Here is a 26,773-nt window from a genome sequence, read left to right on the forward strand (position 1 = left end):
GGGCGGCTTCGGTCTGCGCGGTGGCGTGGCCTGGAGCAAGCACGAGGCAGAGAGCACCCGCGAGCTGGCGTTCGCAGGATTCAGCGACACGCTCACCGGCCGTTATGACGCCCGTACTCGCCAGGCGTTCCTCGAAGCCGGCTACCGTTTCGGCTCTGCTGAAGGCGGCCTGGAGCCCTACCTGCAGGTTGCCCGCGTCGAAGTGGACCTGAAGCGCATCAGCGAGCGGGGCGGCGCCGCCGCACTGCAGGGCGAAGTGGAAGACACCCGTACTACCGTGGCGACCGCCGGGCTGCGCTTCGACAAGGGTCTGAAGGCATCCTTCCAGCAGGACAGCTGGCTGCACCTGCGTGGCGCGGTGGGCTATCGCCGGGCCTCCGGCGACCGCAGCCAGGTGGCCAACCTCGCCTTCGCCAACGGTGGCGGCGCGTTCGCCGTCAGCGGAGCGCCGATCGCCGACAGCGCTGTCGTGGCCGAGCTGGGGCTGTCCGCGTGGCTGACCCCGCGGCAGTCGCTGGAGCTGGGCTACAGCGGCCAGTTCGGCAGCGAGAGCCGTGACCATGGCGCCACGGCGCGCTGGTCCGTGCGCTTCTGATCGGCGCCCTACCAAGGTCTGTGAGGGGGCGGCCAATGGGCCGCTCCCGTGATCCCATCCAAGTTGTATCACGGCGCATGCGAGTAATGCAGTTATCGCGGGACAGGGCTGCCCCCGCTCACGTCCATCCCGCCGCTGGAATTATGCGATCAAAGACTGATGGCATGCGATCAATCCTTTGTGAAAATATGAACTTCATCGACGGCATGATTGTTGGCTTCCTTATAGGGAAGTGCGTAAGCCTTATCGTAGTTATCCTCGTCCTTCGGAAATATGAGAAGGAAGAGATGGGCGAATGAGAAGTCTCGAGGTTAGTGAGAGTTGTCATTCACAAATAGGACAAGTTCTGCGACATCCGATGTGATCAACGCCGACGGCCTCCCACTCTCCTTGGCGCGAGCCGTTCTCGCTGGAACGACCCCTCTCAACGGTCATACCTTTCTCCACAGTAGCTGCCATGGCCGTCTTTTCCATAGCAAGCTATGACGAGTACCCGCCACACGGATACATTGGATGGTGGCAGGTTTCACCCCCTCCAATAACCCTACGGGGGGGTGCCTTTTTTGACGAAAGGGTTCACTTACACGCTGCCTCAGGCGACAATGGCCGGGTAAAACTGAATGTTGGCGCGGTCTGGCCGCGGCCGACGCCCATCCAGAAGGATGGCTACATGCGCTTGCGTCTACCAGCATTGCCGCAGCCCGCTGCAATTGGCCCGGGTCTGCCGAAGGCCGCATGTGTTCTTTCGGCGCTTCACCAGGTTTTCAGGGCAGCAGTGCCACATCCCAGCAAGTCGTCACGCAGATTCCGTCGCGGGCACCTCTTCTGCAGCATTGATGCGGTAGTACCGCCCGGTGCGCATTGTGGCACCATCCTCATAGTCCACGGTCAGAACAATCTGCGGCCCCGATGTGACGCTCGGGTCATCGAAGGTCAGCTGCAGCTTGTTCGGCAGCGCGACGGACTCGAGCTTGTTGGCCAGGCGCATTTTGAGATTGAGCATTGCAAGTTCCTCTTCCTGTTGGTGACCCTCACGGGCCAGCGGGGTTACGCCAGCGTTTCACGCCGGAAAATTGGTTCACTACTGCTCGACAGAGACCACAGACAGGCTCTGGGTAATCGTCTGTTTGTTGAACGTTCCTGATGAATGGCTGACGGTTTGCTCAGTGAAGGAGGCGACCTCGGCGCGGTAGCTGCGGCGCGTCGAGTACGGACAGCCACTGAGCAAGGGCCAGCTGCGAAGCAGATTCGATGCAGCGCGCGCACGTGCAGGCATTGCCAAATCGGCATTCCAGTTCCGGGACCTGCGCGCCAAAGCCGGCACTGACAAGGCAGACGCGGCGGCGGACATTCGCCAGGCGCAGCGACAGCTGGGCCACTCGTCCGTGGTCATGACCGAGACCTACACGCGAAAGCGCAAGGGCGATCGCGTCACGCCGACGAAGTGATTTTGCGGAAAAGATCGGCGATTGCGGAAAAACAAAAGGGCTTCGGATCGCTCCGAAACCCTTATGTTGCAATGGTGGGCCGTGTAGGATTCGAACCTACGACCAAAAGATTAAAAGTCTTCTGCTCTACCGACTGAGCTAACGGCCCGGTGCACTGCCCCAGCCGCGTGGCGGGGGTGGGCATTCTACCCCACTTTGCCACGCGACGCGAAACCCCATACCCGCAGCCCTGGCAATCAAGCGCCCGGGCTGCCGGCGTGAACCGGCTTAAACCTTCCGCCCGCACCGCGCATCCCATCCCTGATCCCCACTGGAGAGCCTGGATGCGCCGCTGCCTGCCCCTGATCGCCGCACTGCTGTTGCCCGGCGCCGCGCTGGCAGCGCCGTCCCCGGTGCGTAGCGACGACATCGCCCGCTTCTGGGCCACCTACGATGCGGTGCGCGCCGAACCCGATGCCGAGCGCCGGGTGGCGCTCGTGCAGCAGCACTACGTCGACCCGGGCAGTCCCGGCCTGCATGCGCTGATGCAGGTCCGCAATTACACCGCGCGCGAGTATGCCGATGCCATGCGCGCGTGGCCGCGGTTCTGGAACTCGGTAAGGCCACTGACAACCAACGCCCGCAGTGCCAGCGCGACGCTGGAACAGGATCTCATGGCCTTCCGCACGCTCTACCCCTCCCTGCGCCCAGCCACGATCACCTATGTGGTGGGCGTGCTGCGTACCGGTGGTACCACGCTGGGCGACCAGGTGCTGATCGGTGCGGAGATGGCACTGGGCGACGCGCGCGTGGATGTCAGCGAACTGCCGGAGCCGATGCGCAGCCGCCTGCGCATCTTCTATGACAGCCGCCCCGGCGCGAACAACGCGCAGAACAACCTGCATGAGCATGTGCACACCCAGCAACGCGAGACCACCGGCAATCTGGCGCAGTACGCGGTACGCGAGGGTGTGGCCGAGTACATCGCCGAGCGCATCAGCGGCAGGCGCCCTGCCCTGCCGCTCTATGACTACGGCCCGCTGCACGAGGCGGAGATACGTACCCGGTTCATCGCCGAGATGGACGGCGATGACCTGGACAACTGGCTGTACAACAGTGCCCGCAATCCGTTCGGCGTGAGCGACGTGGGCTACTACGCCGGCTATCGCATCGCGCAGGAGTACATGCGCCGGCAGGCCGATGAGAAGGCAGGGATCGCGCGGATGATCGAGCTGGACTATGCCGATCCCAAGGCGGTGCGGGCCTTCATCGAGGCTTCGGGTTGGTTGCAGCAGCGGTAGCGCCGGGCCATGCTCGGCGCTCAGTGCCAACCAAGGTTGGCACCCACCAGTGTCAGACCTGCCCGGCGCACAGTGCCAACCACGGTTGGCACCCACCAGAGTCAGACCTGCCCGCGGCTCAGTGCCAACCAAGGTTGGCACCCACCAGTGTCAGACCTGCCCGGCGCTCAGTGCCAACCAAGGTTGGCACCCACCAGAGTCAGACCTGCCCGGCGCACAGTGCCAACCAAGGTTGGCACCCATCAGTGTCAGACCTGCCCGGCGCTCAGTGCCAACCAAGGTTGGCACCCACCAGAGTCAGGCCTGACCGGCGCTCAGTGCCAACCAAGATTGGCACCCACCATTGGGGCATCAGCCCCCATCACCTCAGGCGTACAGCGTCGGGTCGGCCACGCCGGCGTCGGCGAAGCCCTGTGCACGCAGGCGGCAGGCATCGCAGTGGCCGCACGCGGCACCGTTGGCATCGGCGTTGTAGCAGGACACGGTCAGGCCGAAGTCCACGCCCAGGCGCACGCCCTCGCTGACGATCTGGCCCTTGCTCAGGAACTGCAGCGGCGCGTGCACCTTGATGCCCGCGCCTTCCACGCCGGACTTCGTCGCCAGGTTGGCCAGGGTCTGGAAGGCGGCGATGAATTCGGGGCGGCAGTCCGGGTAGCCGGAGTAATCCACGGCATTGACGCCACAGAAGATGTCGTTGGCGCCCAGCACTTCGGCCCAGCCCAGGGCCAGCGACAGCATGATGGTGTTGCGTGCGGGCACATAGGTGACCGGAATGCCGGCACCGCCGGCCTCGGGCACGTCGATGTCATCGGTCAGTGCCGAGCCGCCGATGCTGCGCAGGTCCACATCCACGGTCTTGTGCGCGACCACGCCCTGGGCCTTGGCCACGCGCGCGGCCGCGTCCAGTTCGGAGGTGTGGCGCTGGCCATAGCGTACGCTCAGGGCATGCACGGCAAAGCCCTGTTCCTGGGCCATGGCGATGACGGCGGCTGAATCCATGCCGCCGGAGAGAAGCACGACTGCCTTCTTCATGGAAAATCTTCCGGTTGGGGGAGGAAAGCCAGCACGCTGTCCCGCGCCGGAGTTGCATCAGGAAACAAGGGTGGCCTCAGCGGCCCGGCTCATCGTTCCACAGAATCTTGTGCAGCTGCATCTGGAAGCGTACCGGAAGCCGGTCTTCAACAATCCAGTCGGCCAGCTGGCGCGCGGTGATCTCCCCCTTGCTGGGCGAGAAGAACACCGTGCAACGCTTCACCAGCTCGTGCTCGGCCAGCAGGGCCTTGGCCCAGTCGTAGTCCTCGCGGCTGCAGATGACGAACTTGATCTGGTCGCGTGCGGTCAGCAGCGGCAGGTTCTCCCAGCGGTTGCGCGCCACCTCGGCCGAACCCGGGGTCTTGATGTCGACCACGCGTGATACGCGCGGGTCCACCGCGCTGACGTCCAGCGCACCGGACGTTTCCAGCGAGACGTCCAGGCCGGCGTCACACAGCTTCTGCAGCAGCACCAGGCAGCGCTTCTGCGCCAGCGGCTCGCCGCCGGTCACGCAGACGTGGTGCACGCCCTGGGCCAGCACTTCGGCCACGATGTCGTCGATATCCCACCAGGTGCCGCCGTGGAAGGCGTAGGCGGTGTCGCAGTACTGGCAGCGCAACGGGCAGCCGGTCAGGCGCACGAACACGGTCGGCCAGCCGGCGGTATCGGCTTCGCCCTGCAGCGAGGTGAAGATCTCGGTGATCTTCAGGCGCGGCAGGGGCGACTGCACGATGTCGCTGGGGGTGGCGACGGCGTTGGACGGGATAACGACGGTCATGGCGGGAACTTCTTTGTGGGACACGTGGCGGATGGGCTACCGTGGCCGGTAACGAAAGCAGCCGAGCATGGCTCGGCTCTACAACAGCAACCGGACGGGCATGGCCCAGCCGGTGACGCGAGCCGCCGGGCATGGCCCGGCGCTACCGGATCCGGGTGGGTTGGCCGATCCGGAAACGAAAGCAGCCGAGCATGAGCTCGGCGCTACGGGACACGTATTGTACGCCCGGTCAGCGGATCTGCTGGCCCAGGCGGATCGACTGCAGGCGGTCCTGCGCGGTGCGCGCGGCGTCCGAGCCGGGGTACTGCGCCACGACGGTCTCCAGCGTCTGCTGGGCCTGATCGACCTTGCCCTCGCCATACTGCGAGAGGCCGACCTTGAGCAGGCCGCCCGCGGCCTTGTCATGGGTCGGATAGCGTGAGAGCAGCTCGCGGAACTGGGTCTCGGCCATCGGGAAATTGCGGGTGGCGTAGTAGCTCTCGCCCAGCCAGTACAGCGCATTCGGCGCGTACACGCCGTTCGGATACAACTGCAGGAAGCTCAGGAACAGCTGCGCCGAATCATCGTACTTGCCGGCCTTGAGCGAATCGAAGGCGACGTTGTAGGCGGTGCGCTCGTCGCCCGTGGCGGCCAGACTGCCGGGATCGCCATGGATGGACGGCGGCCGCTCGGAAGTGGCCGCCGCTGCCGGTTTGGCCGGGGCCGGTGCGGCCTGCGGCGCGTTCGCCGGAACGGGGGGCAGGACCGGGGCATTGCCCCCTTCCAACCGGTTCAGGCGGCTGTCCAGGTCCAGGTACTGATCCTGGGCGGACTGCTTGAGCTGGGCGTTGTCGTGCTGCAACTGCTCGATCGAGGCCTGCAGGCTGGTCACCTGCTGCCGCAGCTGGTTGATCTGGTTCAACAGGTCCTGGTTGGCACTGTTGTTGTACATCTGCTGCTCGAGCGCGCCGACACGATCGGCCAGACTCTGTCGCTGTGCATGCGCCGGTGGGGCAGCCACGAGGGCTGCCGCAACGACCAGCATCAGTTTGATGCCAATGCGCATGGATTACTGCGCGGTGTAGACGATTTCGACGCGACGGTTCTGCGACCAGCAGGACTCGTTCGACTCGGTGCAGACCGGACGCTCTTCACCGTAGGACACGACGGTCAGCTGCGAAGCCGAGCCACCGTTGGCCTGCAGCGCCGAGCTGACGCCGTTGCCACGACGCTCGCCCAGGGCCTGGTTGTACGCGCGCGAACCACGCTCGTCGGTGTGGCCCTGCAGGGTGATGCGCGAGGACGGGCGGTCACGCAGGTACTTGGCGTGGCAAGCCATGATGGCCTGGAATTCCGGCTTCACGTCTTCCTTGTCCAGGTCGAAGTAGACAACGCGCTGGCGCAGGCAGGCATCGGTATCCAGGTCGCCCGGGCCGTACAGGCCGGAGGTCGACGGACCGGTCGGGGTGGTGGTCGAGGTGCCGGTGTCGACCGGGGCTGCCGGCTCTTCCTTCACCTTCTTCGAGCAACCGGCCAGGACGGCCACAGACAGCAGGGAAACAAGCAGAACACGGGTGGACTTGTTCATGGCGATACCTTTGTGGCTCCTAGGCCGATGAGGGGTTCAAGACAGCGAAAATATTAACACTCTTTTAGCGCTGGGTACGGTATGGGGACCATGCCGGCTCGCGCACATCACCATCGGCCAGAACCAGGCGCTGGCGAACCCGCGCATCGGCCGAAACGGCATACAACACACCACGGCCACCTTCGCGGGCGGCGTACAGCACCATGCTTGCGTTGGGCGCAAAGCTCGGCGATTCATCCAGCGAACCCGGGGACAGGGTGCTCCAGCGCGGCGAGCCCAGCGAGCTGTCCATCATCGCGATCTTGTAGCTGTTGCCCGAGCCCTGGGCCACGGCGATCTTCTTGCCGTCATAGGACACCGAAGGCTTGGCGTTGTAGTTGCCCTGGAAGGTCACGCGCTCGGCGCTGCCGCCGCCGGCACCGACCTTGTAGACCTGCGGACGGCCGCCGCGGTCGGAGGTGAAGTACACCGCGCTGCCGTCCGGTGCCCAGGTCGGCTCGGTATCGATGGCGAAGTGGTTGGTCAGCTGGGTCAGCTGCTTGCTGCCCAGGTCCATCACGTAGATTTCCGGGTTGCCGGAGCGCGACAGGGTCAGGGCCAGCTTGCGGCCGTCCGGCGAGAACGCAGGCGCGCTGTTGATGCCGCGGAAGCTGGTGACCAGCTCACGGGCACCGGTGGCGATGTTCTGGATGTAGATGGCCGAGTTGCCGCGCTCGAAGCTGACGTAGGCCAGCTTGCCACCATCCGGGCTCCACGACGGCGACAGCAGCGGCTCGGCCGAACGCACAATGGTCTGCGGGTTGTAGCCATCGGAGTCGGCCACCATCAGCGCATAGCGCATGGCGTCGCCCTTGCCGCTGGCGGTCACGTAGGCGATGCGCGTCCAGAAGGCACCCCGGACACCAGTGATCTTCTCGTAGATGGCATCGGCCATCTGGTGGGCGACGTCGCGCATGGCATTGCCGCGGGCGGTCATCGCCAGGCCGAGCAGGCGCTCGCCCTTCGGCACGTCGAACAGTTCGTACTCGACACGGTAGGCACCGGCACCGGCATCCAGCACGCGGCCGACCACGATGTAGTTCTGCTTCAGCGCGCGCCAGGTGGCGAACTGGATCTCGCCGCCACGGACGGGCTTTTCCACGATCTGCGCTTCGGGCAGGGTGCGGAACTGGCCCGAACGTTCCAGGTCGGCGCGGACCACACCGGCGACATCGGTCTGCGGTGCGGCCGACGAGCCCTGGTAGGGCATCGGCACGATGGTGATCGGCAGCGCGGACGCGTTGCCGCCGATGATGTCGATATCCAGTCCCCTCTGCTGCGCGACGGCAGCGAAGGGCAGCAACAGGGCCGCAAACACGGCAAGCCAACGAGGCATCTTCTTCATGGAGCGCTCAATAGGGGGAAACCGGAACGAGGGATAGCAAAGCGGCGGTGAACCGCTTCGCAATCATGAACCAAGGGTACGTGAATTCCGGGTCAGTTCCAGCCCGTCCTCTCACGCCCCATTAACGTATCGGTCGGCTGCCGCGCGACGGGGCGACCCGCAGGCCGGCCCGCGCGGCCGATCAATCCTGCGCGGTGAAGGTCAGGTTGAGCGTGCGCGCAAACACCGATTCGAATCCGCGATAGGGCAACGGCTGCGCATTGAGCACTGCGGCCTCGATCGAACGCCTGCCGGCTTCGTCATAGGGGCAGTTGGCGCCCACCTTGGCCTGAAGCACCTGCCCGCCCGGAATCTGGGTGATGGTGATCTGGCAGCGCTGGCCCAGCGGCACACTGTCTGGACGCGTCCAGGCGCTGCGAACCTTGGCCTGGATCGCGGCAGCGTACTTCGCCGACAGATCATCGCTGTTGCCACCGCCCCCAGCGGCCGGCTGTGCCGCACCGGTGTTGCCGGCCGGCGCGCTGCCGGCGGCGTTGCGTGCGGCGGCGACCTGGCGCAGCTTCTGCTCGGCCAGCTTGGCTTCCTTCTCCGCCTGTTCGCGCCTGGCACGGATCTCGGCGATCTTCTTCTGCCGTTCGGCCTCGGCCTGGTCGGCGGCCTGCCGCTCCTGCTCGGCACGCTTCTTCTTGGCGTCTTCTTCCTGCTGCTTGGCCAGGCGCAGCTTCTGCTCGGCTTCTTCCTGGCGCTTGCGCTCGGTCAGGTCGATCTGCTCCTGGCGGCGCTTGGCTTCCTGTTCCTGCCGGGCCTTCTCCTGCGAGATGGCCAGTGCGCTCACCGCCTCCTGGTCCTGCGTGTCCGGCTGGGCGACACGCTCCTGTGCCTGTTGCTGCTGCGGCGTGGGAGCATCCTGCGGACGTGGCTCGGGAATCGGCTGCGGCGGTGGAATGGTGTCCTCGGGCACCGGAATCGGCTCGGCGACCGGCGGCGGCAGATCTTCCAGCTTCTCCGACTGGCGCAGGGCCTGGCGCGCAGCGGCCGCCTCCGACGCGGACAGCGCCAGGCTGGCCTCGACCGAGGGATCACCGGCAGCGGCATCGGTATTGCGCGTGGGCGACCACAGCCACGCCAGGATGAACACCAGCGCGACCAGCAGGTGCACCAGCACGGCCAGCGCCAAGGGCAGGCCCCAGCCCGGTTCCTGCTGTCGCGGAGGCGGCAGGGTCTCAGCGTGCATCGGTGGCCAGGCCTACCTTGTCCACTTTCGCGCGCTTGATCACGTCCATCGCCGCGATGACCTTCTCATAGGCCACGGCACGGTCGGCGGCGACGATCACGCGCAGGCCCTTGTCCTGTGCGGCGATGCCGGCCAAGCGCCCTTCCAGCTCCTCGGCAGACACGGCCGTGGGCTCCTTGGCGTCGGGCAGCTTCAGGCTCAGCTGGCCGTCCTGGCGCACCGACACGATCACCGGATCCTGCTTGCTCTCCAGCGCCTTGGCATTGGAGTTCGGCAGGTCCACGTCGAAACTCAGGGTGAGCAGCGGCGCGGTGACCATGAAGATGATCAGCAGCACCAGCATGACGTCGATATAGGGAACGACGTTGATTTCCGATTTCAGCTTGCGGCGCTTGCGGCGACCGATGGCAGCGGACATGGCTTGGACTCCCGGGTCAGGCGCTTACTCGTCGCCAGCGCTCTGGCGCTGCAGGATGGAGCTGAACTCGTCGGCGAAGGTCTCGAAACGGACCGACATGCGCTCCACACGGGTGGTGAAGCGGTTGTAGGCCCACACCGCCGGGATCGCCACGAACAGGCCGATGGCGGTGGCGAACAGCGCTTCGGAGATGCCCGGGGCGACCGAGGCGATGCCGGCCTGGGCGCCGCTGCTGATCATGTCGTGCATGGTCACCATGATGCCGAACACGGTGCCGACCAGGCCCACGTAAGGCGCGGTCGAGCCGATGTTGGCCAGCAGTTCCAGATTGCGCTCGAGCTGATCGACTTCGCGGGTGTAGGTGGTGCGCATCGCACGTTGCGCGCCTTCCAGCTGCGCACGGCCATCCAGCCGGCGCTTGTCGCGCAGGCGGGTGAACTCGCGGAAGCCCGCCTCGAAGATCGCCTCAAGGCCGCCCACGTTGCGGCTGCGGTCGGTGGCCGAGCTGTACAGCTTGCCCAGGTCGGCGCCGGACCAGAAGCGGTTCTCGAACTCGTCCGCCTCGCGGGTGGCCTGCTTGAACACGCGGGCCTTGCGGAAAATGATCACCCAGCTGACGAACGAGCCGACCAGCAGCAGCAGCACGATGATCTTCACCGGCAGGCTGGCCTTGGCCATCAGTTCGAGGTAGTTGATGCCGCCGCCGGTGGTGGCCTGGGCAAGGGTCTGGGTCGCGGCGTTGCTGACGTCAGCCGGCAGTGCCTCGGTGACCGTGGCCTGCAGGGCCAGGAGCGTTGCGATCATCCGTTGTTCCTCAGTGTTCGGATTCGGGGTGGAGGTAGGGTTGCAGCACGGCAAGGACGGCGTCGTCCATGCCACGCGGGCGGAAACTGGCCGCGTCCAGTGCGGCGATGCGGACCTGCGCCGACAGCAGCAGTTCGCCGTCGCGCTCGATCCGCTGATCGAAGACCATGCTGGCCTTCTTCAGCTGGACCAGCGTGGCACTCACCTGCAGGAGGTCATCCAGCCGCGCCGGCCGGATGAAGTCCATCTGCATGGCACGTACCGCGAAGACCATGCCGTGCTCGCTGCGCATGCGCTCCTGGCCATAGCCCAGCGCGCGCATCCATTCGGTCCGGGCCCGTTCCATGAAGGCCACGTAGCGGGCGTGGTAGACCACCCCGCCTGCGTCCGTATCTTCCCAGTAAATGCGTGTCGGCCAACTGAATAGTGGCTCAACCGACATCGGGAACCTCCGCGAACAGGTCCTGCGGCGGGTTCTTCGGCTTCAGGCCCATGTGCCGGTACGCCTTGTTGGTGGCCATGCGGCCGCGCGCGGTGCGCACCAGGAAGCCCTGCTGGATCAGGTAGGGTTCGACCACGTCTTCCAGCGTGCCGCGCTCTTCGGACAGCGCGGCGGCCAGCGATTCGATGCCGACCGGGCCGCCGTCGAAGTAGTCCACCAGGGTCCTGAGCAGGCGCCGGTCGAGCTCGTCGAAACCCTCCGGGTCGACCTTGAGCATCTGCATGGCCGCCTGGGCGACCGCCACGTCGATATGGCCACCCGCCTTCACTTGGGCGTAGTCGCGCACCCGCCGCAGCAGGCGGTTGGCGATGCGCGGGGTGCCACGCGCACGGCGCGCGATCTCCCCTGCGCCGTCGGCGGTGCAGTCGATGCCCAGGATGGTGGCCGAGCGGCGTACGATCCGGGTCAACTCCTCGACACTGTAGAACTCCAGCCGCTGGACGATGCCGAAGCGGTCGCGCAGCGGCGCGGTCAGCAGGCCGGCGCGGGTGGTGGCCCCGATCAGCGTGAACGGTGGCAGGTCGATCTTGATCGAGCGGGCCGCAGGGCCCTCGCCGATCATGATGTCGATCTGGAAATCCTCCATCGCCGGGTAGAGCACTTCCTCGACCACCGGCGACAGGCGGTGGATCTCGTCCACGAACAGTACGTCGTGTGGCTGCAGGTTGGTCAACAGGGCGGCCAGATCACCGGCCTTTTCGATCACCGGGCCGGACGTCACCCGCAGCGCCACCCCCAGTTCGTTGGCGATGACGTGGCTGAGTGTGGTCTTGCCCAGCCCCGGCGGACCGAAGATCAGCACATGGTCGAGCGCGTCGCCGCGGGCCTTGGCCGCTTCGATGTAGATCTCCAGCTGCTCGCGCACCGGCGCCTGGCCCAGGTAATCGGCCAGTCGCTTGGGGCGGATGCTGGCGTCGGCGGCGTCATCCTCGCGGGTGGCGCCGGCGCCGATGATGCGGTCGTCGGTCATGTGCTGATTATGCGGCAAAAGCGCGGGTTTCGGCCGGGCTGCGCCCGGCGCCCGCAGAAGCAACGGCAACATCCAGAGCAACAGCCGAAGCGGACGTCCTGGCAGATGGCGGGGTGGGTCCGGTTCCTGGTGGGTGTCGACCTTGGTCGACACAATAGATCCACGCCATGCGTGAATGGGAGTGCGGATGACCCACGACATGGGGGCGGAGCCCTCTTCCTGTGAAAAAGGGCTCCGACCTCTGCAGTCAGATCTCGACCTGTGCGCCCAACTCAACCAGACGGTTGCCCGGAATCCGGAAGAAGCCCGTGGCCGGCGCAGCGTTGCGATGCATCAGCGCGAACAGCTTGTCGCGCCAGATCGGCATGCCGCGGTTGGCGGTGGCGACGATGGTCTCGCGGCTGGCGAAGAAGGTGGTGTCCATCGGATCGAAATAGATCCCGCCGTGGTCGCAGGAGCGCATCAACGCCAACGGTACGTCCGGCGTCTCCATGAAACCGAAGCGGACATAGACCCGGTAGAACTCGTCGCCCACCGATTCGATCTTCAGCCGCTGCCCCTCCATCGCATAGGGAATGGGCAGGGTTTCCACATGCAGGAAGACGTTGCGCTCGTGCAGCACCTTGTTGTGCTTGAGGTTGTGCATCAGTGCATGCGGAGCCACGGTCGGGTCAGCGGTGAGGAACACCGCGGTACCCGGCACGCGCACCGGCGGCGCCAGCATCAGGCCCGGCAGGAAGGTGTCGATGCGGATACCGTCCTTGCGGATCTCGTCGCGCAGCAGCTCTCGGCCACGGCGCCAGGTGCGCATCATGGTGAACAGGAAGATGCCCAGCACGACCGGGAACCAGGCGCCCTGCAGCAGCTTGGCGCCATTGGCGATGACGAAGCCGACGTCGATGATGAAGAACACCACGCACAGCGGCAGGATCCAATGGCGCGCCTTCGGCCACAGCGAGCGCGCGACCAGGGCCAGCAGCAGCGTATCGATCAGCATGGTGGCCGAGACCGAGATGCCATAGGCCACGGCCAGGTTCGACGAGCTGCGGAACGCCAGCACCAGGCCGATGACCATCACCGCGATGCCCCAGTTGATGCCCGGGATGTAGATCTGGCCGATGGTGTCGTGCGAAGTGTGCTTGATGCGCATGCGCGGGATGTAGCCGAGCTGCATGGCCTGGCGCGAGACCGAGAACGCGCCGGTGATCACCGACTGCGAGGCGATCACCGCCGCCATCGTGGCCAGGATGATCATCGGATACAGGGCCCAGTCGGGGACCGCTTCGAAGAAGGGATTCTTCACCGCTTCGGGGTGGTTCAGCACCAGCGCGCCCTGCCCCAGATAGTTCAGCACCAGGCACGGCAGCACGAAGAAGTACCAGGCATGGCGGATGGGCTTGGCACCGAAGTGGCCCATGTCGGCATACAGGGCCTCGCCACCGGTGACCGCCAGCACCACGGCGCCAAGGATGAAGATGCCGTGCCAGCTGTGCTCCATGAAGAAGCGGATCGCCCACCACGGGTTGAACGCCTTCAGCACTTCCGGCGAATCGATGATGTTGTAGATGCCGATCGCCGCCAGCGAAATGAACCACACCGAGGTGATCGGGCCGAACGCCTTGCCGATCTTCTCTGTGCCGAAACGCTGCGCGGCGAACACCATCAGCAGGACCACCACGGTGATCGGCACGATGAACGCGTGCAGGCCCGGTGCGGCCACCTCCAGGCCCTCGACGGCACCAAGCACCGAGATCGCAGGGGTGATCACGCCATCACCGAAGAACAGCGACGCACCGAAGATGCCCAGGATGCCCACCACGTAGGCCGAGCGTGAGCCGTTGCGCAGCGTACGCTGGGTCAGCGCCATCAACGCCATGATGCCGCCCTCGCCATCGTTGTCGGCGCGCATGATGATGGTCACGTACTTCAGGGTGACCACGATGTTCAGCGCCCAGAACGCCAGCGACAGCACGCCGAGCACGGTGTCGTGGTCGCTGTTGAGCCCGTAGTGCGGCGAGAACGCCTCCTTCAGGGTGTACAGCGGGCTGGTACCGATGTCACCGAAGACCACACCGATCGCACCGATGACCAGCGCCAGTCCCCCAGCCGGGGGGGCGTGACCGTGTCCGCCAGGGGCGGCTGCGTGCGGGGTTTGACTGCTGGACATGGGACTCCTGGCGAAGCTCAGGCGATGGGGGGAGGGAAAGGACGCGGCTCAGCGCAGCGCCGACTGCAGGGCCTTGCGGATGACCGTGGCCACTTCGTCGCCTTCGTTGAAGGCATCACGGGCCATGCGGGCCGCTTCAGCCGGCTTGTAGCCCAGCTGCTGCAGCGCCACGGTGGCATCGGACAGCGGGTCGGCCGGGGCCGGACCGCTGCCGGTCGGCAGCGCCCCGCCGGCACCGAACTGGGCCGCACGGTCGCGCAGCTCCAGCACCATGCGCTCGGCGGTCTTCTTGCCGATGCCCGGGATGCGGGTCAGTGCGGTGATGTCGCCCGCCTGCACCATGCGCGCGAATTCCTCGACGCTGACAGCGGACAGCACGGCCAGCGCGATCTTCGCGCCGATGCCGCTGACCTTCTGCACATCGCGGAACAGCCGACGCTCGCCTTCGCGCAGGAAGCCGTACAGCGAGACGCTGTCTTCCTTCTGCGCGTAATGGGTGTACAGCGTGACCTCGCGTCCGAGCTCGGGCAGGTCGTAGAAGGTGCTCATCGGCGCCTCCAGTTCGTAGCCCACTCCATTCACGTCCACCACCAGCCACGGCGGCGCCTTGTAGGCGACGATGCCGCGCAGTCGACCGATCATTGCGTGCAGCTCCTCATTTGCGACCCCACGCCTGGCGGGCGCTGAGCCCCAGGCGGTTGGCCGTCGCCCTTACGTGGGCGTGGGTGATCGCTACCGCCAACGCGTCGGCCGCGTCGGCCTGCAGCTTGGTTTTCAGGTTGAGCATGAGCCCGACCATGTGTTGAACCTGTTGCTTTTCCGCGCCACCACGGCCGACCACCGCCAGCTTGATCTCGCTGGCGGCGTATTCGTGCACCGGCAGGTCGCGCAGCACCACGGCCGAAATGGCTGCGCCGCGGGCCTGGCCCAGCTTCAGCGCCGAATCGGGGTTGCGCGCCATGAACACGCGCTCGATCGCCACTTCCTGCGGCTGGTACTCGCGGCACAGGTCGGCCAGACCCAGCACCAGCAGCTTCATCCGCTGCGGGAAATCGTCGGCGCCCAGCAGCACCAGGGGCTGGTGATGGACGTGGATGACGCGCCCTGCGGCATCGACATCGATGATGCCCACCCCGGTCCGCTGTGAACCGGGGTCGATGCCGAGGATGCGGGTCATGCCGCGCTCCTGGCGGGGCGGAACGGGAAGCGCTGGCAGGCGTATGGGCTCATGACTGTCCGCGGTGACCGTTCAACGGCCCGCGCCCAGGCCGTCGGTGACGGCTCAGGCGTAGGCGTCGGCGCCGAGTTCGGCGTTCGAATACACGTCCTGCACGTCGTCCAGGTCTTCAAGCATGTCCAGCAGCTTGCGGACCTGCAGGGCGACCTCGCCCTCGACCTTGATGTCGTTGTCGGCGCGGAAGGTGATCTCGGCGTGGTCGGCGAGATGCCCTGCGGCAGTCATCGCCTCCTTTACCGCGTTGAATGCGTCAGGGCTGGTGACCACGTCGATCGAGCCATCGTCCGGATAGACGACGATGTCATCGGCGCCCGCCTCGATGGCCGCTTCGGTGATCGCCTCCTCGTCAGCACCCGGGGCAAAGCTGAGCACGCCCAGGCGCTTGAACATGAAGGCCACCGAGCCCTCGGTACCCATGTTGCCGCCGCATTTGCTGAACGCGTGGCGGACATCGGCCACGGTGCGCACGCGGTTGTCGGTCAGGCAATCGACGATCACCGCCACACCGCCGGGCGCATAGCCCTCGTAGCGCACTTCCTCGTAGTCGACGCCTTCCAGCTCACCGGTGGCCTTCTTGATCGCACGTTCAATCACGTCCTTGGACATGTTCACGGCCAGGCCCTTGTCCATCGCCACGCGCAGGCGCGGGTTGTTGTTGGGGTCGCCTCCACCGCCGCGCGCGGCCACGCCGATCTCGCGGATGATCTTGGTGAAAATCTTGCCGCGCTTCGCGTCGGACGCGTTCTTGCGGGCTTCGATGGAGGGGCCTCTACCCATGGGTGCTACCGTCTGGCTGCTTCAGGATCAAGGCGCGGATTCTACCTGATCGGGCGCTGCAACCGTGTCTAGGGCGGATGGACACCGCTGCGCTCGCCGGGCATGGCCCGGCGCTACCGCGAATGCGCCGCCTGCCTGAGACGCCGCTGCGCTCGCCGGGCATGGCCCGGCGCACGGTGCGCATCGCCCGGGCGCCTACGCGGCCGCAGCGTCGCGGCTGTGATCGAACCGGCCGTGGCGCAGGAAGTGCGCGGTCTGCCGTGCCGCATCGGGCGAAACCACCAGGCCGCTGTGGCTGGTACGCACCACGCAATGATCGGCCAGACCCGGCAGGCGGGTTTCCGCCAGCGCCACCGTGCCGTCGGAGGCATCGTCGATCGCGCCGAGCAGGCTGCCCAGCCCATGCGGCACCGAACCGGCGATCAGGCCGACCGCAGCCGTGCCCTGCCAGTCGGGCAGGCCGTCAAGCAGCAGTTCGCTGCTGCGGCCCAAGGCCAGGCCCCAGCCATGCTCGGACAGCGAACGCGCGGTACCGCTGCCGCGCAGCGGCGAGCCAAGGCAGACCACGCGCTGTACCTGCAGCTGCGGTTGCCGGCGCAGTGCCTCCAGCGCCAGCAGCCCGCCAAGGCTGTGGCCGACCAGCGACAGCGGTCCGGCATCGGCCAGACGCTCCAACAGCTGAGGTACCGCTACATCCGGGCCGCCGAACACGGAGGAATAGCCAAAGGTCTGCACCCGGAACCCGCGCGCGCGCAGGCGCCACGCCAGCGGCCCTACCCAGGCGCGGGCGTTCCAGATGCCATGGAGCAGCAGTACGGGGGGGGTCATGTGCAACAGCCTGGCGATCAGCGGGGCGAAAACGTGAGGTGATTGAACACAGGCCGGCAGAAAGCGGCGGTGAACGCGCTCAGGCCGTTCGCGGCGCGCGGCGCAGGATGAACTCCAGATCGTTGGTCTGGCCGACCGGGAACAGGTACTGCCCGGCCTTCTCGAAGCCGTAACGGGCGTAGAAGCGCTGTGCGCCGAAGTTCTCCGACCACACGCCCAGCCACAGTGTCCTCGGGCCGTCGCGCTCCAGCCACGCCAGCGCGGTTTCCAGCAGGCGGCTGCCCCAGCCACAACTCTGCTGCGACTTGACCAGGTACAGGCGCTTGAGCTCGCCATCCCCCGCTTTCACATCCTGATGGGGCAGGCCACAGGGGCCGGCGGCGGCATGACCGACCGCCTCCCCTTCCCGCTCCAGCAACCACACGGCGTAATCCGGGTGAGCCAGGATCGTGCGCTGGCGCTCGACCGTGTAGGACTCCTGCAGGAAAGCCTGCAGGTCCTGCGGCGGATACAGGTGGCCGAAAGTCTCGGTGAACGTGCGTGCGGCCAGCGCCGACAAGGTCGGCGCGTCGTCCACGGTGGCGCGGCGGATCGAGTACATGCAGGAAGTTGACGTCAGCGCGAAGGGCGGGTCAAGCCTTTTCAGGCGATTCCGCGTCTTCGTCTTCGTCTTCCTCGTCCTCTTCCTCGTACTCCTCTTCGTCCTCGTCCTCTTCTTCGCCTTCCTCGTCCTCGTCGTACTCTTCTTCCTCTTCGTCGTCTTCGTAATCCTCGACGCCGAAGTCTTCACCGTCCCAGCGGCCTTCGCCGTCGGCGACGAAGGTCAGGGCCATCGCCGCCGGGTTGGTACCGACGCGGACCAGCCAACCACCGAACACGCGTGCCCGCTCGGTGACCAGGTTGGCCTCGGAGCCTTCATTGCCCAGCTTTTCCCACTCCAGCGAAAACGCAAACTCGGTCATTGCCTGGATCTCCTGATCAGTTTTTCTTGGGGCGAACCTGGATGTGCACTTCGGCCAGCTGCTCGTCGACGATCGGCGACGGCGCGTCGGTCATCAGATCCTGTGCACCGGTGGTCTTCGGGAACGGGATGACGTCGCGGATCGACTCGGTACCGGCCATCAGCGCGGCGATGCGGTCGATGCCGAATGCGATGCCGCCGTGCGGCGGCGCGCCGTAGTTCAGCGCGTCGAGCAGGAAACCGAACTTCGCACGCGCTTCTTCGGCACCGATGCCGAGCAGCTCGAACACCGCGCTCTGCATGTCCGGGCGATGGATACGGATCGAGCCGCCGCCGATTTCATTGCCGTTGAGCACCATGTCGTAGCCGCGCGAGACCGCGGTACGGGCATTGGCGCGCAGGTCGGCGATATCGTCCACGGCCGGTGCGGTGAAGGGGTGATGCAGGGCGACATAGCGCTGCGCCTCGTCGTCCCATTCGAACATCGGGAAATCGGTGACCCACAACGGGCGCCAGCCATCGGCGACCAGGCCGAAGTCCTTGCCGGCCTTCAGGCGCAGTGCGCCCATGAAGTCGGAGACCTTGTTGTAGCCACCGGCACCGAAGAACACGATGTCACCCTTGCCGGCGCCGACGTGGGCAACCAGCGCGGCGAAGGCGTCTTCGCTGAAGAACTTCTGGATCGGCGAGCTGACCTCGCCGTTGTCGGCGATCTTGATGTAGGCCAGGCCCTTGGCGCCGTACTTGGCGGCGTGCGCAGCGTACTCATCGATCTGCTTGCGGCTCAACGCTGCGCCACCGGGGATGCGCAGCGCGGCGACGCGGCCATCGGCGTCGTTGGCCGGGCCGGTGAACACCGGGAACTCACTGCCCTTGACCAGCTCGGCCACGTCCACCAGTTCCAGCGCGATGCGCAGGTCCGGCTTGTCCGACCCATACCGGCGCATCGCTTCGGCCCAGGTCATGCGCGGGAAGCTGGCATCCAGGTCGACGTCCACCACTTCCTTGAAGATGGCGCGGATCATCTCTTCGACGAAATCCTGCACGTCGCGCTCGCGCACGAAGGCGAACTCCATGTCCAGCTGGGTGAATTCCAGCTGGCGGTCGGCACGCAGCGCTTCATCGCGGAAGCAGCGCGCAATCTGGTAGTAACGGTCGAAGCCGGCCACCATCAGGATCTGCTTGAACAGCTGGGGGCTCTGCGGCAGTGCGTAGAACTCGCCCGGATGCATGCGCGCCGGCACCAGGAAGTCGCGCGCGCCCTCCGGGGTGGCCTTGGTCAGGATCGGGGTTTCGATGTCCTGGAAGCCACGCGCATCCAGGTGACGGCGCAGCGCCTGCACCAGCTTGATGCGGGTGCGCTGCATGCGCTGCATTTCCGGGCGGCGCAGGTCCAGGTAGCGGTACTTCAGGCGGGTATCTTCGCCCGGATTCTCGTGGGCGTGGAACGGCAGCGGCGCCGCCTTGTTCAGCACGGTAATGGCCGTGGCGATCACTTCCACCCTGCCGGTGGCCATCTTGTCGTTCACCGCGTGGCGGGCACGCACCACGCCTTCCACCTGCAGCACATCCTCATAGCCCAGGCTGGCCGCGACCGCGAACACTTCGGCGTTGTCGACCTCAACCGTCACCTGCACGATGCCTTCATGATCGCGCAGATCGATGAAGCAGACGCCGCCCTGGTTACGGGCCACGTCGGTCCAGCCGGCGAGGGTGACAGTCTGGCCAATCAGGGTCTCGTCGACCAGGCCGCAGAAGTGGGTACGCATGGGGGAAAGCTCCGCTGGAGAACGCCGGCACCCGATGGGGCCGGAAAGCCCCGTATTCTGCGGCCGAGGCCCCGGCCGGGGCAAATGCGGGGCAGTCACACGGGCTTTATCCGTTCCGTCCTTATAGTCGCGCACCACACACCGTATGGGGATTCGCCATGAAAACGCTGTCCCTGGCCAGCCTGGCCGTCACCCTCAGCCTGGGCGCCCTCGCCGGGCTCACCCTCTCCCCCGCCCCCGCCGCCGCGCAGAACGGCGTCATCCGCTGCGAAAGCCAGAACAACCGCGAACGGGTCTGCACGACCGGCTGGCGCAGCGCGCAGCTGGTACGCCAGCTGTCCGGCTCGGCCTGCCAGGAAGGCCGTACCTGGGGCAGCCGCAACGGCAGCATCTGGGTCAACAACGGCTGCCGTGCCGAATTCGTCGAGGGTCGCGGCGGTTGGGGCGGTGGCAATGGCGGTTGGGGGGGCAACAACGGCGACACCATCCGCTGCGAAAGCCAGAACAACCGTGAACGCAGCTGTCCGGTCGGCTGGCGCAATGCCCGCCTGGTCCGCCAGTTGTCCGGCAGTCCCTGCCAGGAAGGCCGCACCTGGGGCGTGCGCAATGGCGCGGTGTGGGTCAGCAATGGCTGCCGCGCCGAGTTCGCTGAAGCCCGCGGTGGCTGGGGCGGCGGCAACGGCGGCTGGGGCGGCGGCGGCAACAGCAATTACTCCATCACCTGCAGCAGCAACAACAACCGCGTCCAGAACTGTGACTGGGACGAGCGTCAGGGCCGGCCGGTGCTGCAGCAGCAGTTGTCGGGCAGCGCCTGCCAGGAGGGCCGCAGCTGGGGCTATGCGCGAGGCCAGGTCTGGGTGAGCAACGGCTGCCGGGCCCGCTTCGGCACGCGCTGACGGGAAGATGAAACGAATCTGCGGGCGCACGGCGGCACCGTCGCCGCCGCGCTCGCCGGGGATGGCCCGGCACTGCCAGGCACGATTGGAGCGCTACGGCGCGGTTGCCGGCGGAGCCTCGTCGCCCCACGGTGCCGGCGGCAACGCCACCGGCTTGCTCAGATCGAACTGCACACGGAAGCGGCGGCCTTCGGGACGGGTCAGCTCGTAGACGAAGCGCTGGTCCGGCTCGATCTCCATCGCCCACACATTGTGGGTGGACGCCAGCATGTCGGCGCGGCGGAACATGGCTACCGAATCGGCATCGGCCGGGAACTGCTGGCGTTCAGCAGTACCCGGCGGACGGCTGTCGCCGCCATACAGGGTGATCGCATCAGGGCTGCCATCGGCATGCCGGTGATCGTGCTTGAGCCGCAGCCCGCTCTCGGTGCGGGTCAGGACCCAGGTCCGCGAATGATCATCGCCGACATGGAAGGGGATGCGCAGCTCATGCCCGGGATCGGCACAGCCCCGCACGTGCATGACCAGCCGCTGCCCGGCGAAGGGGTCCTTGCCGGTCGGTGCCGGCGTGTCCTCCACCACTTTGCCCTCATACGCCTGGCCGCAGTGGGCGGCGATCGCAGCCATGAAGGCGTCGGCCGGGGCCGTCGCCACGTCGTGGGCGACCGTATGCGAGGGCTGTGAGCAGGCTGCGAGCGTGAGCAGGGCGGCAGAAGCAGTGACGAGGGCAGGCAGTTTCATGCCCCAACCCTAACGACCATGGCCGGCCTGCGCAAACCGTTCACCCGTTCAACGCCCCGTATCCACGCCCTCCGCCAGGGTCTCGGTTGCCGCCACGGGTGCGGCCTCGCCCGCCCCGTCCGGCTCCTGCTCGACCGGGTCGACATCGAAGGGCGTGCGGAACACCAGCGAGGGCAGCAGGGTGGTCAGCGCCGCGTACAGCAGCAATGCGCCGAACAGCACCGCCGGAATCTGGAACCGCTCACGCATGATCGCGGCCAGGACCAGGGTGAAGATCAGCGTCGGCGCCAGCGCCAGCGACACGCACAGACTGCTGCGGAAACTCTCACCGAACATCAGCCGGCGCTGCAGCCAGACCACGCCGATACGCAGCGGCAGCACCACCAGGGTGATCACGATGCCCAGCCCCAGCGCTTCGAAGCTCAATGCCTCGGCGGGAACCTTGGTGCCGGCATTGAAGAAGTAGAACGGCACGAAGAACGATGCGAACAGCCGCAGTGCATGCAGGTTCTCGTGCGAGGCCAGCAGCGGCATGCGCTGGTGCAGCAGCCGTGCGACCAGGCCTGCGATGAAGGCGCCCACCAGGTAATACACCCCCAGCAGGTAGGTGATGTAGGCAGCGACCATGCCGACCATGACCAGCAGCGAGAACTCCGAACCAGGCGCGTGCGGCGCCACCCAGCGACCCAGCGCGATGAACAGCAGCGGCAGGCCGACCATCATCGCCAGCAGGGCCAGGCTGGACAGGGCCATGTGACCGGGATCGCCGGCCTGCAGCACGATGAACAGTGCCGCCAGCGCCAGCAGCTCACCGGCGATGGCCTTGCTGGTCACCCAGAACCGCTCGTCCTCGCTCAGACCCAGCCGCGACAGCGAATCCATGATGAAACCCGTGGAGGGCGTCAGCAGCGCCAGGGCCAGCAGGCCCGCGGCCTGCCACGGCAGGCCGGCGTAGCGCCAGGCCAGCCAGCCGACACCGAACAGGGTGGCGCTGCGCACCACAAGATGCGCCAGCAGGGGCCACATGCCACGGCGCAACGCCTGCAGATCGACCTCCAGACCTGCGAACAGGAACAGGGACGAGATGCCGAGCGTGGCCAGCAGCCCGATCACCGCGTCGTGGGCCTGGTCCCCGAGCCACAGCATGCCGATGATCCCGAACAGCAGGCAGGTAAGCGGTGCGGGCAGGCTGAAGCGCTGCAGCGCGCGCGGGATCACCAGCAGCGCGAAGATCAGCAGCAGGTAGATCAACTCATGGCTCATGGGGGACTTCCGTGTGGTTTCGAACGCGCGCAGGATGCGCGCGCACGACCCTCGGAGCAAGCCCGGCCCGGAGACTGGCGGGCGTCAGCCGATCAGCCTGTCCGCGATGCGTCCAACCTGCGCCAGCACGCTGGCGCGTTGATCGTTGCTGATGTCCGCAGCCTGCAGGTAGGCCGTAATCACCCAGGGGGACCCTCCCTCCATGGGCCACAACACGGCGGTGTCATTGCGTGCATCCTCGCCATTGCTGCCGGTCTTGTCGCCCACCCGCCAGCGCGCGCCCAGCCCTGCGCGCAGGCACGCATCGCCGGTTTCGTTGTCGATCAGCCAGTCGGCCAGTTGCTGGCGCGCGCCCGGCGCCAGCGCATCGCCCAGCACCAGCCGCTGCAGGGTCGCGGCCATCGCCGCCGGCGTGGTGGTGTCACGTGGATCACCCTCGGCGAAGCTGTTCAGTTCCGGCTCGAGACGATCGCTGCGGGTCACGCTGTCGCCCTGAGCGCGCAGGAAGGCCGTCACGGCGGGCGGCCCGCCCACCACGTCGAACAACAGATTGGCCGCCGTGTTGTCGCTGGTGATGATCGTTGCCCGGCACAGGTCGCGTACGGTCAGATCCTTGCCGGCGTGGCGGCGCGCCACCGGCGCATGCGAGAGCAGGTCGGCCTCGCGCACCGGCACGCGCCTGTCCAGCAACCCGGGCACGCGCCGTGACTGGTCCAGCACCGTGGCCGCCAGCACCGTCTTGAACGTGCTGCACAGCGGGAACCGCTCATCCTGGCGATGGCCGATGCGGCGACCGCTGGCGGTATCCAGCACGGTCACGCCAAGCCGGCCCGCGCAGGCCTTTTCCAGGGCGGCAAAGTCCGTGGCGGCGGCGATCGCGCCGGCCGCCGCCGACGTGCCAACGCCCCTGCCGGCAGCACGGGCGATCAGCGGCAGAGCCAGTGAAGACACCACTGCTGAAGTACTGAACTGAAGGAATCGTCGACGGGGCAACATGCAGGACCTCCGGAAAGTGAACCCGATTATCGAAAGCCCCCGCCGCGCCTGACCAGCGCGTTTTTTCAGCACGTGCCATCAATTTCATTCATGCCTAAGAAGGGCATTCAACGGAGATTCCACGAGCCGTCCGGATCCCGCTACGATCAGTCATCATTTCAGCTCACGGCTTTCCGATGCTGCATCCGACTCTGCCGCTCAACGCCCTGCGCGCCTTCGAAGCAGCGGCCCGCCACCAGAACTTCACCCGCGCCGCGCTTGAGCTGTGCGTCAGCCAGGCCGCGTTGAGCCATCAGATCCGGGGGCTGGAGGACCGGCTGGGGATCCGCCTGTTCCATCGCCTGCCTCGCGGCGTCGCCCTCACCGATGAAGGCGCCGCGCTGTTCCCGGTGCTCAACGAAGCGTTCGAGCGCATCTCGGCCAGCATCGCGCGCTACACGGGGGGAGCGGCCCGCGAAGTGCTGACGCTGGGCGTGGTGGGTACCTTCGCCACCGGCTGGCTGCTGCCACGCCTGGCCGCGTTCGAGGCCACGCATCCGGATATCGAGCTTCGCGTGCAGACGCACAACAACCGCATCGATCTTGCCGGCGAAGGCCTGGACCTGGCCATCCGCTTCGGTGAGGGCGACTGGCAGGGGCAGGCCTGCACGGCGATCCTGGATGCGCCGTTCGCACCGCTGTGCGCCCCCGCCCTGGCACGCCGGCTGAAACAGCCGCGTGATCTGGGCACGCTGCCGCTGCTGCGCTCCTATCGCAATGACGAATGGCCGCGCTGGCTGCAGGCGGCCGGGGTCAGCGGCGTGGAGGCGCGCGGGCCGGTATTCGATTCGTCGCTGACCTTGGCCATGGCCGCTGCCGGAGGGGCCGGCGTGGCCCTGCTGCCGCTGCGCATGTTCGAACAGGAACTGGCGGAAGGACGGCTGCTGCAGCCGTTCGCCACGACGCTGGAACTGGGCCGCTACTGGCTGACGAGGCTGCGCTCACGCGCCGAGCGTGAGCCTGCACGACGCTTCCGGGAATGGTTGCAGGCGCAGGGCTGACGCGCGCGAGCGGTAGCGCCGGGCCATGCCCGGCGAGCGCAGTGCATCGGGAACACCACCGGGCATGGCCCGGCGCCCTCCATCAGGACTCCAGCAGCTCCATCCAGGCAGCTTCAGCCTTTTCCAGCTGCGCAGCGGCCGTTTCGCGATCACGGCCCAGCACGGCCATGCGGGTGCTGTCGGCATAGTTGGCCGGGTCCGCCAGTTGACGGTCCAGTTCAGCCAGGCCGGCTTCCAGCTCGGCCACCTTGGCTTCCGCCGCGGCCAGCTTGTGCGGATTCACAGGCTTCTTCTGCACGACCTGCGCAACCGGTGCGGTCTTGACCACCACCGGCTCTTCCACCTGCTCCATGCGCGCCTTGGTGCCCTGCGCCTGCGGACGGGTGCGCAGCCACGCAGCGTAGGCGTCGAGATCTCCGTCGAACGGCTCGACCACGCCATCGGCCACGCGCCAGTAGGTATCGCAGACCAGGCCGATCAGGTGGCGATCATGGGAGACCATCACGATCGCGCCTTCGAAGGTTGCCAGCGCTTCGGCCAGCGCCTCGCGCATTTCCAGGTCCAGGTGGTTGGTCGGTTCGTCCAGCAGCAGCACGTTCGGCTGCTGCCAGGCGATCAGCGCCAGCGCCAGGCGCGCACGCTCACCACCGGAGAAGCCATCGACCGGCTCGAATGCACGATCACCCGGGAAATTCCACTTGCCGAGAAAATCGCGGAACGACTGGTTCGGCGCATCCGGCGCGATCTCGCGGAAATGCTCCATCGGCGACTGGCCTTCGTGCAGCGACTCGACCGTGTGCTGTGCGAAGTAGCCGATCTTCAGGTCCGGATGGGCCATGCGCTCTCCGGCAATCGGTGCCAGCTCGCCCACCAGGGTCTTCACCAGGGTGGTCTTGCCGGCGCCGTTGGGGCCGAGCAGGCCGATACGCTGTCCCGCTTCCAGACCAAAGCCGACGTTGTGCAGGATCACGGCGTCCTGGCCATAGCCCGCCTCGACATGATTCAGGCGGATCAGCGAGAACGGCAGTTTGGCGGGCGGTGCGAACTCGATACGGAACTCGCGCTCGGCACGCACCGCCTCGGTACCGGCCAGCTTGGCCAGACGCTTCATGCGGCTCTGCGCCTGCGCGGCCTTGCTGGCCTGCGCCTTGAAGCGGTCGATGAAGCTCTGCAGGTGGGCCCGCTCGGCCTGTTCCTTCTCGTGCGCGATCTGCTGCTGGCGCAGCTGCTCGGCACGTTGGCGCTCGAAATCGGTGTAGCCGCCCGGGTACAGCTTGGCGCCGCCCCCATGCAGGTGCAGGGTGTGGGTGGCAACGTTGTCGAGGAACTCGCGGTCATGCGAGATCAGCAGCAGCGTGCCGGGGTACTTCAGCAGCCACTGTTCCAGCCAGTACACCGCATCCAGATCGAGGTGGTTGGTCGGTTCGTCGAGCAGCAGCAGGTCGCTGGGCATCATCAGCGCGCGGGCCAGGTTCAGGCGCACGCGCCAGCCACCGGAGAAGGAGGACACCGCGCGGTGGTGGGTCTCGGCCGGGAATCCGAGGCCGTGCAGCAGCTTGCCGGCACGTGCTTCGGCGTCATAGGCGCCCATCTCGGCCATCCGGGTATGGGCATTGGCCACCGCCTCCCAGTCTTCACGGGCGGTCGCATCGGCCTCTTCGGCCAGCACGGCGGCCACTTCCGTATCGCCACCGAGCACGAAGCTCAACGCCGGATCCGGCAGCGACGGGGTTTCCTGGGCCACGCTGGCAATGCGGACCTTGCCGGGCAGGTCGACGTCGCCCTTGTCGGCCTCCAGTTCGCCCTTCACCGCCGCGAACAGGCTGGACTTGCCGGCACCGTTGCGGCCGACCACGCCCACCCGGTAACCGGCATGCAGGGTCAGGTCGACGTTGGACAACAGCAGCCGCTCGCCGCGGCGCAAGGCGAAATTACGAAGCGAAATCATCGGGGGAGGGGTCCATATAACCGGATGGAATGTGCTGGTAAGCACTGTTCCTGCGACGCAATTCTAGCGTTAACGAATACTTGACGCGCCCCGGGATGCGCAGCGGCTGGCGTTTCCTCTCTCCCACGTCCTCACCGC

The 26,773-nt window shown here is 66.7% G+C and carries 27 protein-coding genes, 1 tRNA gene and 1 pseudogene; 5 read left to right on the forward strand and 24 right to left on the reverse strand.

Translation table 11 applies throughout. The annotated features are described in order from the left end of the window. On the forward strand, positions 1 to 595 hold a 595-nt coding region (locus ACVOME_RS14280), incomplete at its 5' end, for an autotransporter outer membrane beta-barrel domain-containing protein (protein ID WP_481505203.1). A 796-nt stretch (positions 596 to 1,391) separates the two neighbouring features. Here the strand turns inward: ACVOME_RS14280 and ACVOME_RS14285 are convergent. Next, positions 1,392 to 1,598, reverse strand: a complete 207-nt coding sequence (locus tag ACVOME_RS14285; protein ID WP_111186383.1) for a hypothetical protein — start codon at positions 1,596 to 1,598, stop codon at positions 1,392 to 1,394. A 214-nt stretch (positions 1,599 to 1,812) separates the two neighbouring features. Here ACVOME_RS14285 and ACVOME_RS14290 point away from each other — a divergent pair. Further along, a pseudogene (locus tag ACVOME_RS14290) lies at positions 1,813 to 2,043 on the forward strand (tyrosine-type recombinase/integrase); the annotation flags it as partial. A 72-nt stretch (positions 2,044 to 2,115) separates the two neighbouring features. On the opposite strand, the gene ACVOME_RS14295 reads toward ACVOME_RS14290, so the two are convergent. Then, positions 2,116 to 2,191 (reverse strand) — tRNA-Lys (locus tag ACVOME_RS14295). 175 nt (positions 2,192 to 2,366) lie between these two features. Here ACVOME_RS14295 and ACVOME_RS14300 point away from each other — a divergent pair. Continuing rightward, positions 2,367 to 3,323, forward strand: coding sequence for a DUF2268 domain-containing putative Zn-dependent protease (locus tag ACVOME_RS14300; protein ID WP_481505204.1), 957 nt, complete (start codon positions 2,367 to 2,369; stop codon positions 3,321 to 3,323). A gap of 366 nt (positions 3,324 to 3,689) precedes the next feature. Here the strand turns inward: ACVOME_RS14300 and queC are convergent, their stop codons facing one another. The 18 genes from queC to aspS all read right to left on the reverse strand — a co-directional run bounded on the left by queC (position 3,690) and on the right by aspS (position 19,751). After that, positions 3,690 to 4,355 carry a 7-cyano-7-deazaguanine synthase QueC gene (queC, locus tag ACVOME_RS14305; protein WP_053520243.1) on the reverse strand — a complete coding sequence of 222 codons (666 nt, stop codon included), beginning with the start codon at positions 4,353 to 4,355 and terminating at the stop codon, positions 3,690 to 3,692. 76 nt (positions 4,356 to 4,431) lie between these two features. Beyond that, complete coding sequence (gene queE / locus ACVOME_RS14310; RefSeq protein WP_197601337.1) at positions 4,432 to 5,133, reverse strand: 7-carboxy-7-deazaguanine synthase QueE; 702 nt, start codon at positions 5,131 to 5,133, stop codon at positions 4,432 to 4,434. Positions 5,134 to 5,362: 229 nt separating this feature from the next. After that, on the reverse strand, positions 5,363 to 6,178 hold the full coding sequence (gene ybgF / locus ACVOME_RS14315; protein ID WP_481505205.1) for a tol-pal system protein YbgF: 816 nt from the start codon (positions 6,176 to 6,178) through the stop codon (positions 5,363 to 5,365). A 3-nt stretch (positions 6,179 to 6,181) separates the two neighbouring features. Then, positions 6,182 to 6,700, reverse strand: coding sequence for a peptidoglycan-associated lipoprotein Pal (gene pal, locus ACVOME_RS14320; RefSeq protein WP_005418510.1), 519 nt, complete (start codon positions 6,698 to 6,700; stop codon positions 6,182 to 6,184). A 64-nt stretch (positions 6,701 to 6,764) separates the two neighbouring features. Further along, positions 6,765 to 8,084 (reverse strand): Tol-Pal system beta propeller repeat protein TolB, encoded by a 1,320-nt coding sequence (gene tolB / locus ACVOME_RS14325; protein ID WP_053520246.1) that lies wholly within the window; start codon positions 8,082 to 8,084, stop codon positions 6,765 to 6,767. A gap of 181 nt (positions 8,085 to 8,265) precedes the next feature. Continuing rightward, the gene (tolA, locus tag ACVOME_RS14330) at positions 8,266 to 9,318 is read right to left on the reverse strand and encodes a cell envelope integrity protein TolA (protein ID WP_053520247.1); all 1,053 of its coding nucleotides are present in this window, start codon (positions 9,316 to 9,318) and stop codon (positions 8,266 to 8,268) included. Beyond that, complete coding sequence (gene tolR, locus ACVOME_RS14335) at positions 9,308 to 9,736, reverse strand: protein TolR (protein ID WP_053520248.1); 429 nt, start codon at positions 9,734 to 9,736, stop codon at positions 9,308 to 9,310. Before tolR ends, tolA begins: the two co-directional genes overlap by 11 nt. Before the next feature lie 24 nt (positions 9,737 to 9,760). Next, entirely contained in the window at positions 9,761 to 10,540 is a 780-nt protein-coding gene (gene tolQ, locus ACVOME_RS14340) for a protein TolQ (protein WP_053520249.1), read from the reverse strand. A gap of 10 nt (positions 10,541 to 10,550) precedes the next feature. Next, positions 10,551 to 10,982 (reverse strand): tol-pal system-associated acyl-CoA thioesterase, encoded by a 432-nt coding sequence (gene ybgC / locus ACVOME_RS14345; protein ID WP_053520250.1) that lies wholly within the window; start codon positions 10,980 to 10,982, stop codon positions 10,551 to 10,553. After that, positions 10,972 to 12,012, reverse strand: a complete 1,041-nt coding sequence (gene ruvB, locus ACVOME_RS14350) for a Holliday junction branch migration DNA helicase RuvB (RefSeq protein ID WP_481505206.1) — start codon at positions 12,010 to 12,012, stop codon at positions 10,972 to 10,974. Before ruvB ends, ybgC begins: the two co-directional genes overlap by 11 nt. A 247-nt stretch (positions 12,013 to 12,259) precedes the next feature. Further along, on the reverse strand, positions 12,260 to 14,179 hold the full coding sequence (locus ACVOME_RS14355) for a potassium transporter Kup (RefSeq protein WP_053519356.1): 1,920 nt from the start codon (positions 14,177 to 14,179) through the stop codon (positions 12,260 to 12,262). 48 nt (positions 14,180 to 14,227) lie between these two features. Beyond that, positions 14,228 to 14,821 carry a Holliday junction branch migration protein RuvA gene (ruvA, locus tag ACVOME_RS14360; RefSeq protein WP_053519357.1) on the reverse strand — a complete coding sequence of 198 codons (594 nt, stop codon included), beginning with the start codon at positions 14,819 to 14,821 and terminating at the stop codon, positions 14,228 to 14,230. A gap of 13 nt (positions 14,822 to 14,834) precedes the next feature. Next, positions 14,835 to 15,356, reverse strand: a complete 522-nt coding sequence (gene ruvC, locus ACVOME_RS14365) for a crossover junction endodeoxyribonuclease RuvC (protein WP_053519359.1) — start codon at positions 15,354 to 15,356, stop codon at positions 14,835 to 14,837. A 105-nt stretch (positions 15,357 to 15,461) separates the two neighbouring features. Next, positions 15,462 to 16,193 carry a YebC/PmpR family DNA-binding transcriptional regulator gene (locus ACVOME_RS14370; protein WP_053519361.1) on the reverse strand — a complete coding sequence of 244 codons (732 nt, stop codon included), beginning with the start codon at positions 16,191 to 16,193 and terminating at the stop codon, positions 15,462 to 15,464. A gap of 195 nt (positions 16,194 to 16,388) precedes the next feature. Further along, entirely contained in the window at positions 16,389 to 17,021 is a 633-nt protein-coding gene (locus ACVOME_RS14375; RefSeq protein WP_053519363.1) for an esterase/lipase family protein, read from the reverse strand. Between the two features lie 79 nt (positions 17,022 to 17,100). Continuing rightward, complete coding sequence (locus tag ACVOME_RS14380; protein ID WP_065182592.1) at positions 17,101 to 17,622, reverse strand: GNAT family N-acetyltransferase; 522 nt, start codon at positions 17,620 to 17,622, stop codon at positions 17,101 to 17,103. Between the two features lie 31 nt (positions 17,623 to 17,653). Then, the gene (locus tag ACVOME_RS14385) at positions 17,654 to 17,983 is read right to left on the reverse strand and encodes a DNA primase (RefSeq protein ID WP_346480567.1); all 330 of its coding nucleotides are present in this window, start codon (positions 17,981 to 17,983) and stop codon (positions 17,654 to 17,656) included. Positions 17,984 to 17,999: 16 nt separating this feature from the next. Then, positions 18,000 to 19,751, reverse strand: a complete 1,752-nt coding sequence (gene aspS / locus ACVOME_RS14390; protein WP_053519369.1) for an aspartate--tRNA ligase — start codon at positions 19,749 to 19,751, stop codon at positions 18,000 to 18,002. A 158-nt stretch (positions 19,752 to 19,909) separates the two neighbouring features. Between aspS and ACVOME_RS14395 the strand changes: the two genes are divergently transcribed. Then, positions 19,910 to 20,647 carry a DUF3011 domain-containing protein gene (locus ACVOME_RS14395; RefSeq protein WP_481505207.1) on the forward strand — a complete coding sequence of 246 codons (738 nt, stop codon included), beginning with the start codon at positions 19,910 to 19,912 and terminating at the stop codon, positions 20,645 to 20,647. A gap of 93 nt (positions 20,648 to 20,740) precedes the next feature. On the opposite strand, the gene ACVOME_RS14400 is transcribed toward ACVOME_RS14395, so the two are convergent. From ACVOME_RS14400 to blaL2, 3 genes are all read right to left on the reverse strand, one after another. Then, positions 20,741 to 21,388, reverse strand: coding sequence for a hypothetical protein (locus ACVOME_RS14400; protein ID WP_053519373.1), 648 nt, complete (start codon positions 21,386 to 21,388; stop codon positions 20,741 to 20,743). Between the two features lie 48 nt (positions 21,389 to 21,436). Then, positions 21,437 to 22,651 carry a cation:proton antiporter gene (locus ACVOME_RS14405; protein ID WP_481505208.1) on the reverse strand — a complete coding sequence of 405 codons (1,215 nt, stop codon included), beginning with the start codon at positions 22,649 to 22,651 and terminating at the stop codon, positions 21,437 to 21,439. A gap of 84 nt (positions 22,652 to 22,735) precedes the next feature. Further along, positions 22,736 to 23,647, reverse strand: coding sequence for a L2 family extended-spectrum class A beta-lactamase (blaL2, locus tag ACVOME_RS14410; RefSeq protein ID WP_461289550.1), 912 nt, complete (start codon positions 23,645 to 23,647; stop codon positions 22,736 to 22,738). Between the two features lie 176 nt (positions 23,648 to 23,823). Here blaL2 and ampR point away from each other — a divergent pair, with 176 nt between their 5' ends. Then, a complete protein-coding gene (gene ampR / locus ACVOME_RS14415) occupies positions 23,824 to 24,687 on the forward strand; it encodes a LysR family transcriptional regulator AmpR (protein WP_053519379.1) in 864 nt (287 codons plus the stop codon). 82 nt (positions 24,688 to 24,769) lie between these two features. Here ampR and ACVOME_RS14420 read toward each other — a convergent pair whose 3' ends face one another. Next, complete coding sequence (locus ACVOME_RS14420) at positions 24,770 to 26,635, reverse strand: ABC-F family ATP-binding cassette domain-containing protein (RefSeq protein ID WP_053519381.1); 1,866 nt, start codon at positions 26,633 to 26,635, stop codon at positions 24,770 to 24,772. Positions 26,636 to 26,773 lie beyond the last annotated feature (138 nt).

The sequence above is a fragment of the Stenotrophomonas sp. STEN008 genome, from assembly GCF_056760435.1.

Excerpts from the sequence above, each read along its gene's own strand:
- ampR (WP_053519379.1), top strand. The coding sequence starts at position 23,824 with ATGCTGCATCCGACTCTGCCGCTCAACGCCCTGCGCGCCTTCGAAGCA.
- queE (WP_197601337.1), bottom strand. The coding sequence starts at position 5,133 with ATGACCGTCGTTATCCCGTCCAACGCCGTCGCCACCCCCAGCGACATC.
- ACVOME_RS14405 (WP_481505208.1), bottom strand. The coding sequence starts at position 22,651 with ATGAGCCATGAGTTGATCTACCTGCTGCTGATCTTCGCGCTGCTGGTG.
- ACVOME_RS14420 (WP_053519381.1), bottom strand. The coding sequence starts at position 26,635 with ATGATTTCGCTTCGTAATTTCGCCTTGCGCCGCGGCGAGCGGCTGCTG.
- ruvB (WP_481505206.1), bottom strand. The coding sequence starts at position 12,012 with ATGACCGACGACCGCATCATCGGCGCCGGCGCCACCCGCGAGGATGAC.
- tolQ (WP_053520249.1), bottom strand. The coding sequence starts at position 10,540 with ATGATCGCAACGCTCCTGGCCCTGCAGGCCACGGTCACCGAGGCACTG.
- ACVOME_RS14395 (WP_481505207.1), top strand. The coding sequence starts at position 19,910 with ATGAAAACGCTGTCCCTGGCCAGCCTGGCCGTCACCCTCAGCCTGGGC.
- ACVOME_RS14355 (WP_053519356.1), bottom strand. The coding sequence starts at position 14,179 with ATGTCCAGCAGTCAAACCCCGCACGCAGCCGCCCCTGGCGGACACGGT.
- queC (WP_053520243.1), bottom strand. The coding sequence starts at position 4,355 with ATGAAGAAGGCAGTCGTGCTTCTCTCCGGCGGCATGGATTCAGCCGCC.
- tolA (WP_053520247.1), bottom strand. The coding sequence starts at position 9,318 with ATGCACGCTGAGACCCTGCCGCCTCCGCGACAGCAGGAACCGGGCTGG.
- ACVOME_RS14385 (WP_346480567.1), bottom strand. The coding sequence starts at position 17,983 with ATGACCGAGTTTGCGTTTTCGCTGGAGTGGGAAAAGCTGGGCAATGAA.
- ruvA (WP_053519357.1), bottom strand. The coding sequence starts at position 14,821 with ATGATCGGTCGACTGCGCGGCATCGTCGCCTACAAGGCGCCGCCGTGG.
- ybgF (WP_481505205.1), bottom strand. The coding sequence starts at position 6,178 with ATGCGCATTGGCATCAAACTGATGCTGGTCGTTGCGGCAGCCCTCGTG.
- ACVOME_RS14370 (WP_053519361.1), bottom strand. The coding sequence starts at position 16,193 with ATGGGTAGAGGCCCCTCCATCGAAGCCCGCAAGAACGCGTCCGACGCG.
- aspS (WP_053519369.1), bottom strand. The coding sequence starts at position 19,751 with ATGCGTACCCACTTCTGCGGCCTGGTCGACGAGACCCTGATTGGCCAG.
- tolR (WP_053520248.1), bottom strand. The coding sequence starts at position 9,736 with ATGTCCGCTGCCATCGGTCGCCGCAAGCGCCGCAAGCTGAAATCGGAA.
- ACVOME_RS14380 (WP_065182592.1), bottom strand. The coding sequence starts at position 17,622 with ATGTACTCGATCCGCCGCGCCACCGTGGACGACGCGCCGACCTTGTCG.
- pal (WP_005418510.1), bottom strand. The coding sequence starts at position 6,700 with ATGAACAAGTCCACCCGTGTTCTGCTTGTTTCCCTGCTGTCTGTGGCC.
- ACVOME_RS14400 (WP_053519373.1), bottom strand. The coding sequence starts at position 21,388 with ATGAAACTGCCTGCCCTCGTCACTGCTTCTGCCGCCCTGCTCACGCTC.
- blaL2 (WP_461289550.1), bottom strand. The coding sequence starts at position 23,647 with ATGTTGCCCCGTCGACGATTCCTTCAGTTCAGTACTTCAGCAGTGGTG.
- ACVOME_RS14375 (WP_053519363.1), bottom strand. The coding sequence starts at position 17,021 with ATGACCCCCCCCGTACTGCTGCTCCATGGCATCTGGAACGCCCGCGCC.
- ruvC (WP_053519359.1), bottom strand. The coding sequence starts at position 15,356 with ATGACCCGCATCCTCGGCATCGACCCCGGTTCACAGCGGACCGGGGTG.
- ybgC (WP_053520250.1), bottom strand. The coding sequence starts at position 10,982 with ATGTCGGTTGAGCCACTATTCAGTTGGCCGACACGCATTTACTGGGAA.
- tolB (WP_053520246.1), bottom strand. The coding sequence starts at position 8,084 with ATGAAGAAGATGCCTCGTTGGCTTGCCGTGTTTGCGGCCCTGTTGCTG.
- ACVOME_RS14300 (WP_481505204.1), top strand. The coding sequence starts at position 2,367 with ATGCGCCGCTGCCTGCCCCTGATCGCCGCACTGCTGTTGCCCGGCGCC.
- ACVOME_RS14285 (WP_111186383.1), bottom strand. The coding sequence starts at position 1,598 with ATGCTCAATCTCAAAATGCGCCTGGCCAACAAGCTCGAGTCCGTCGCG.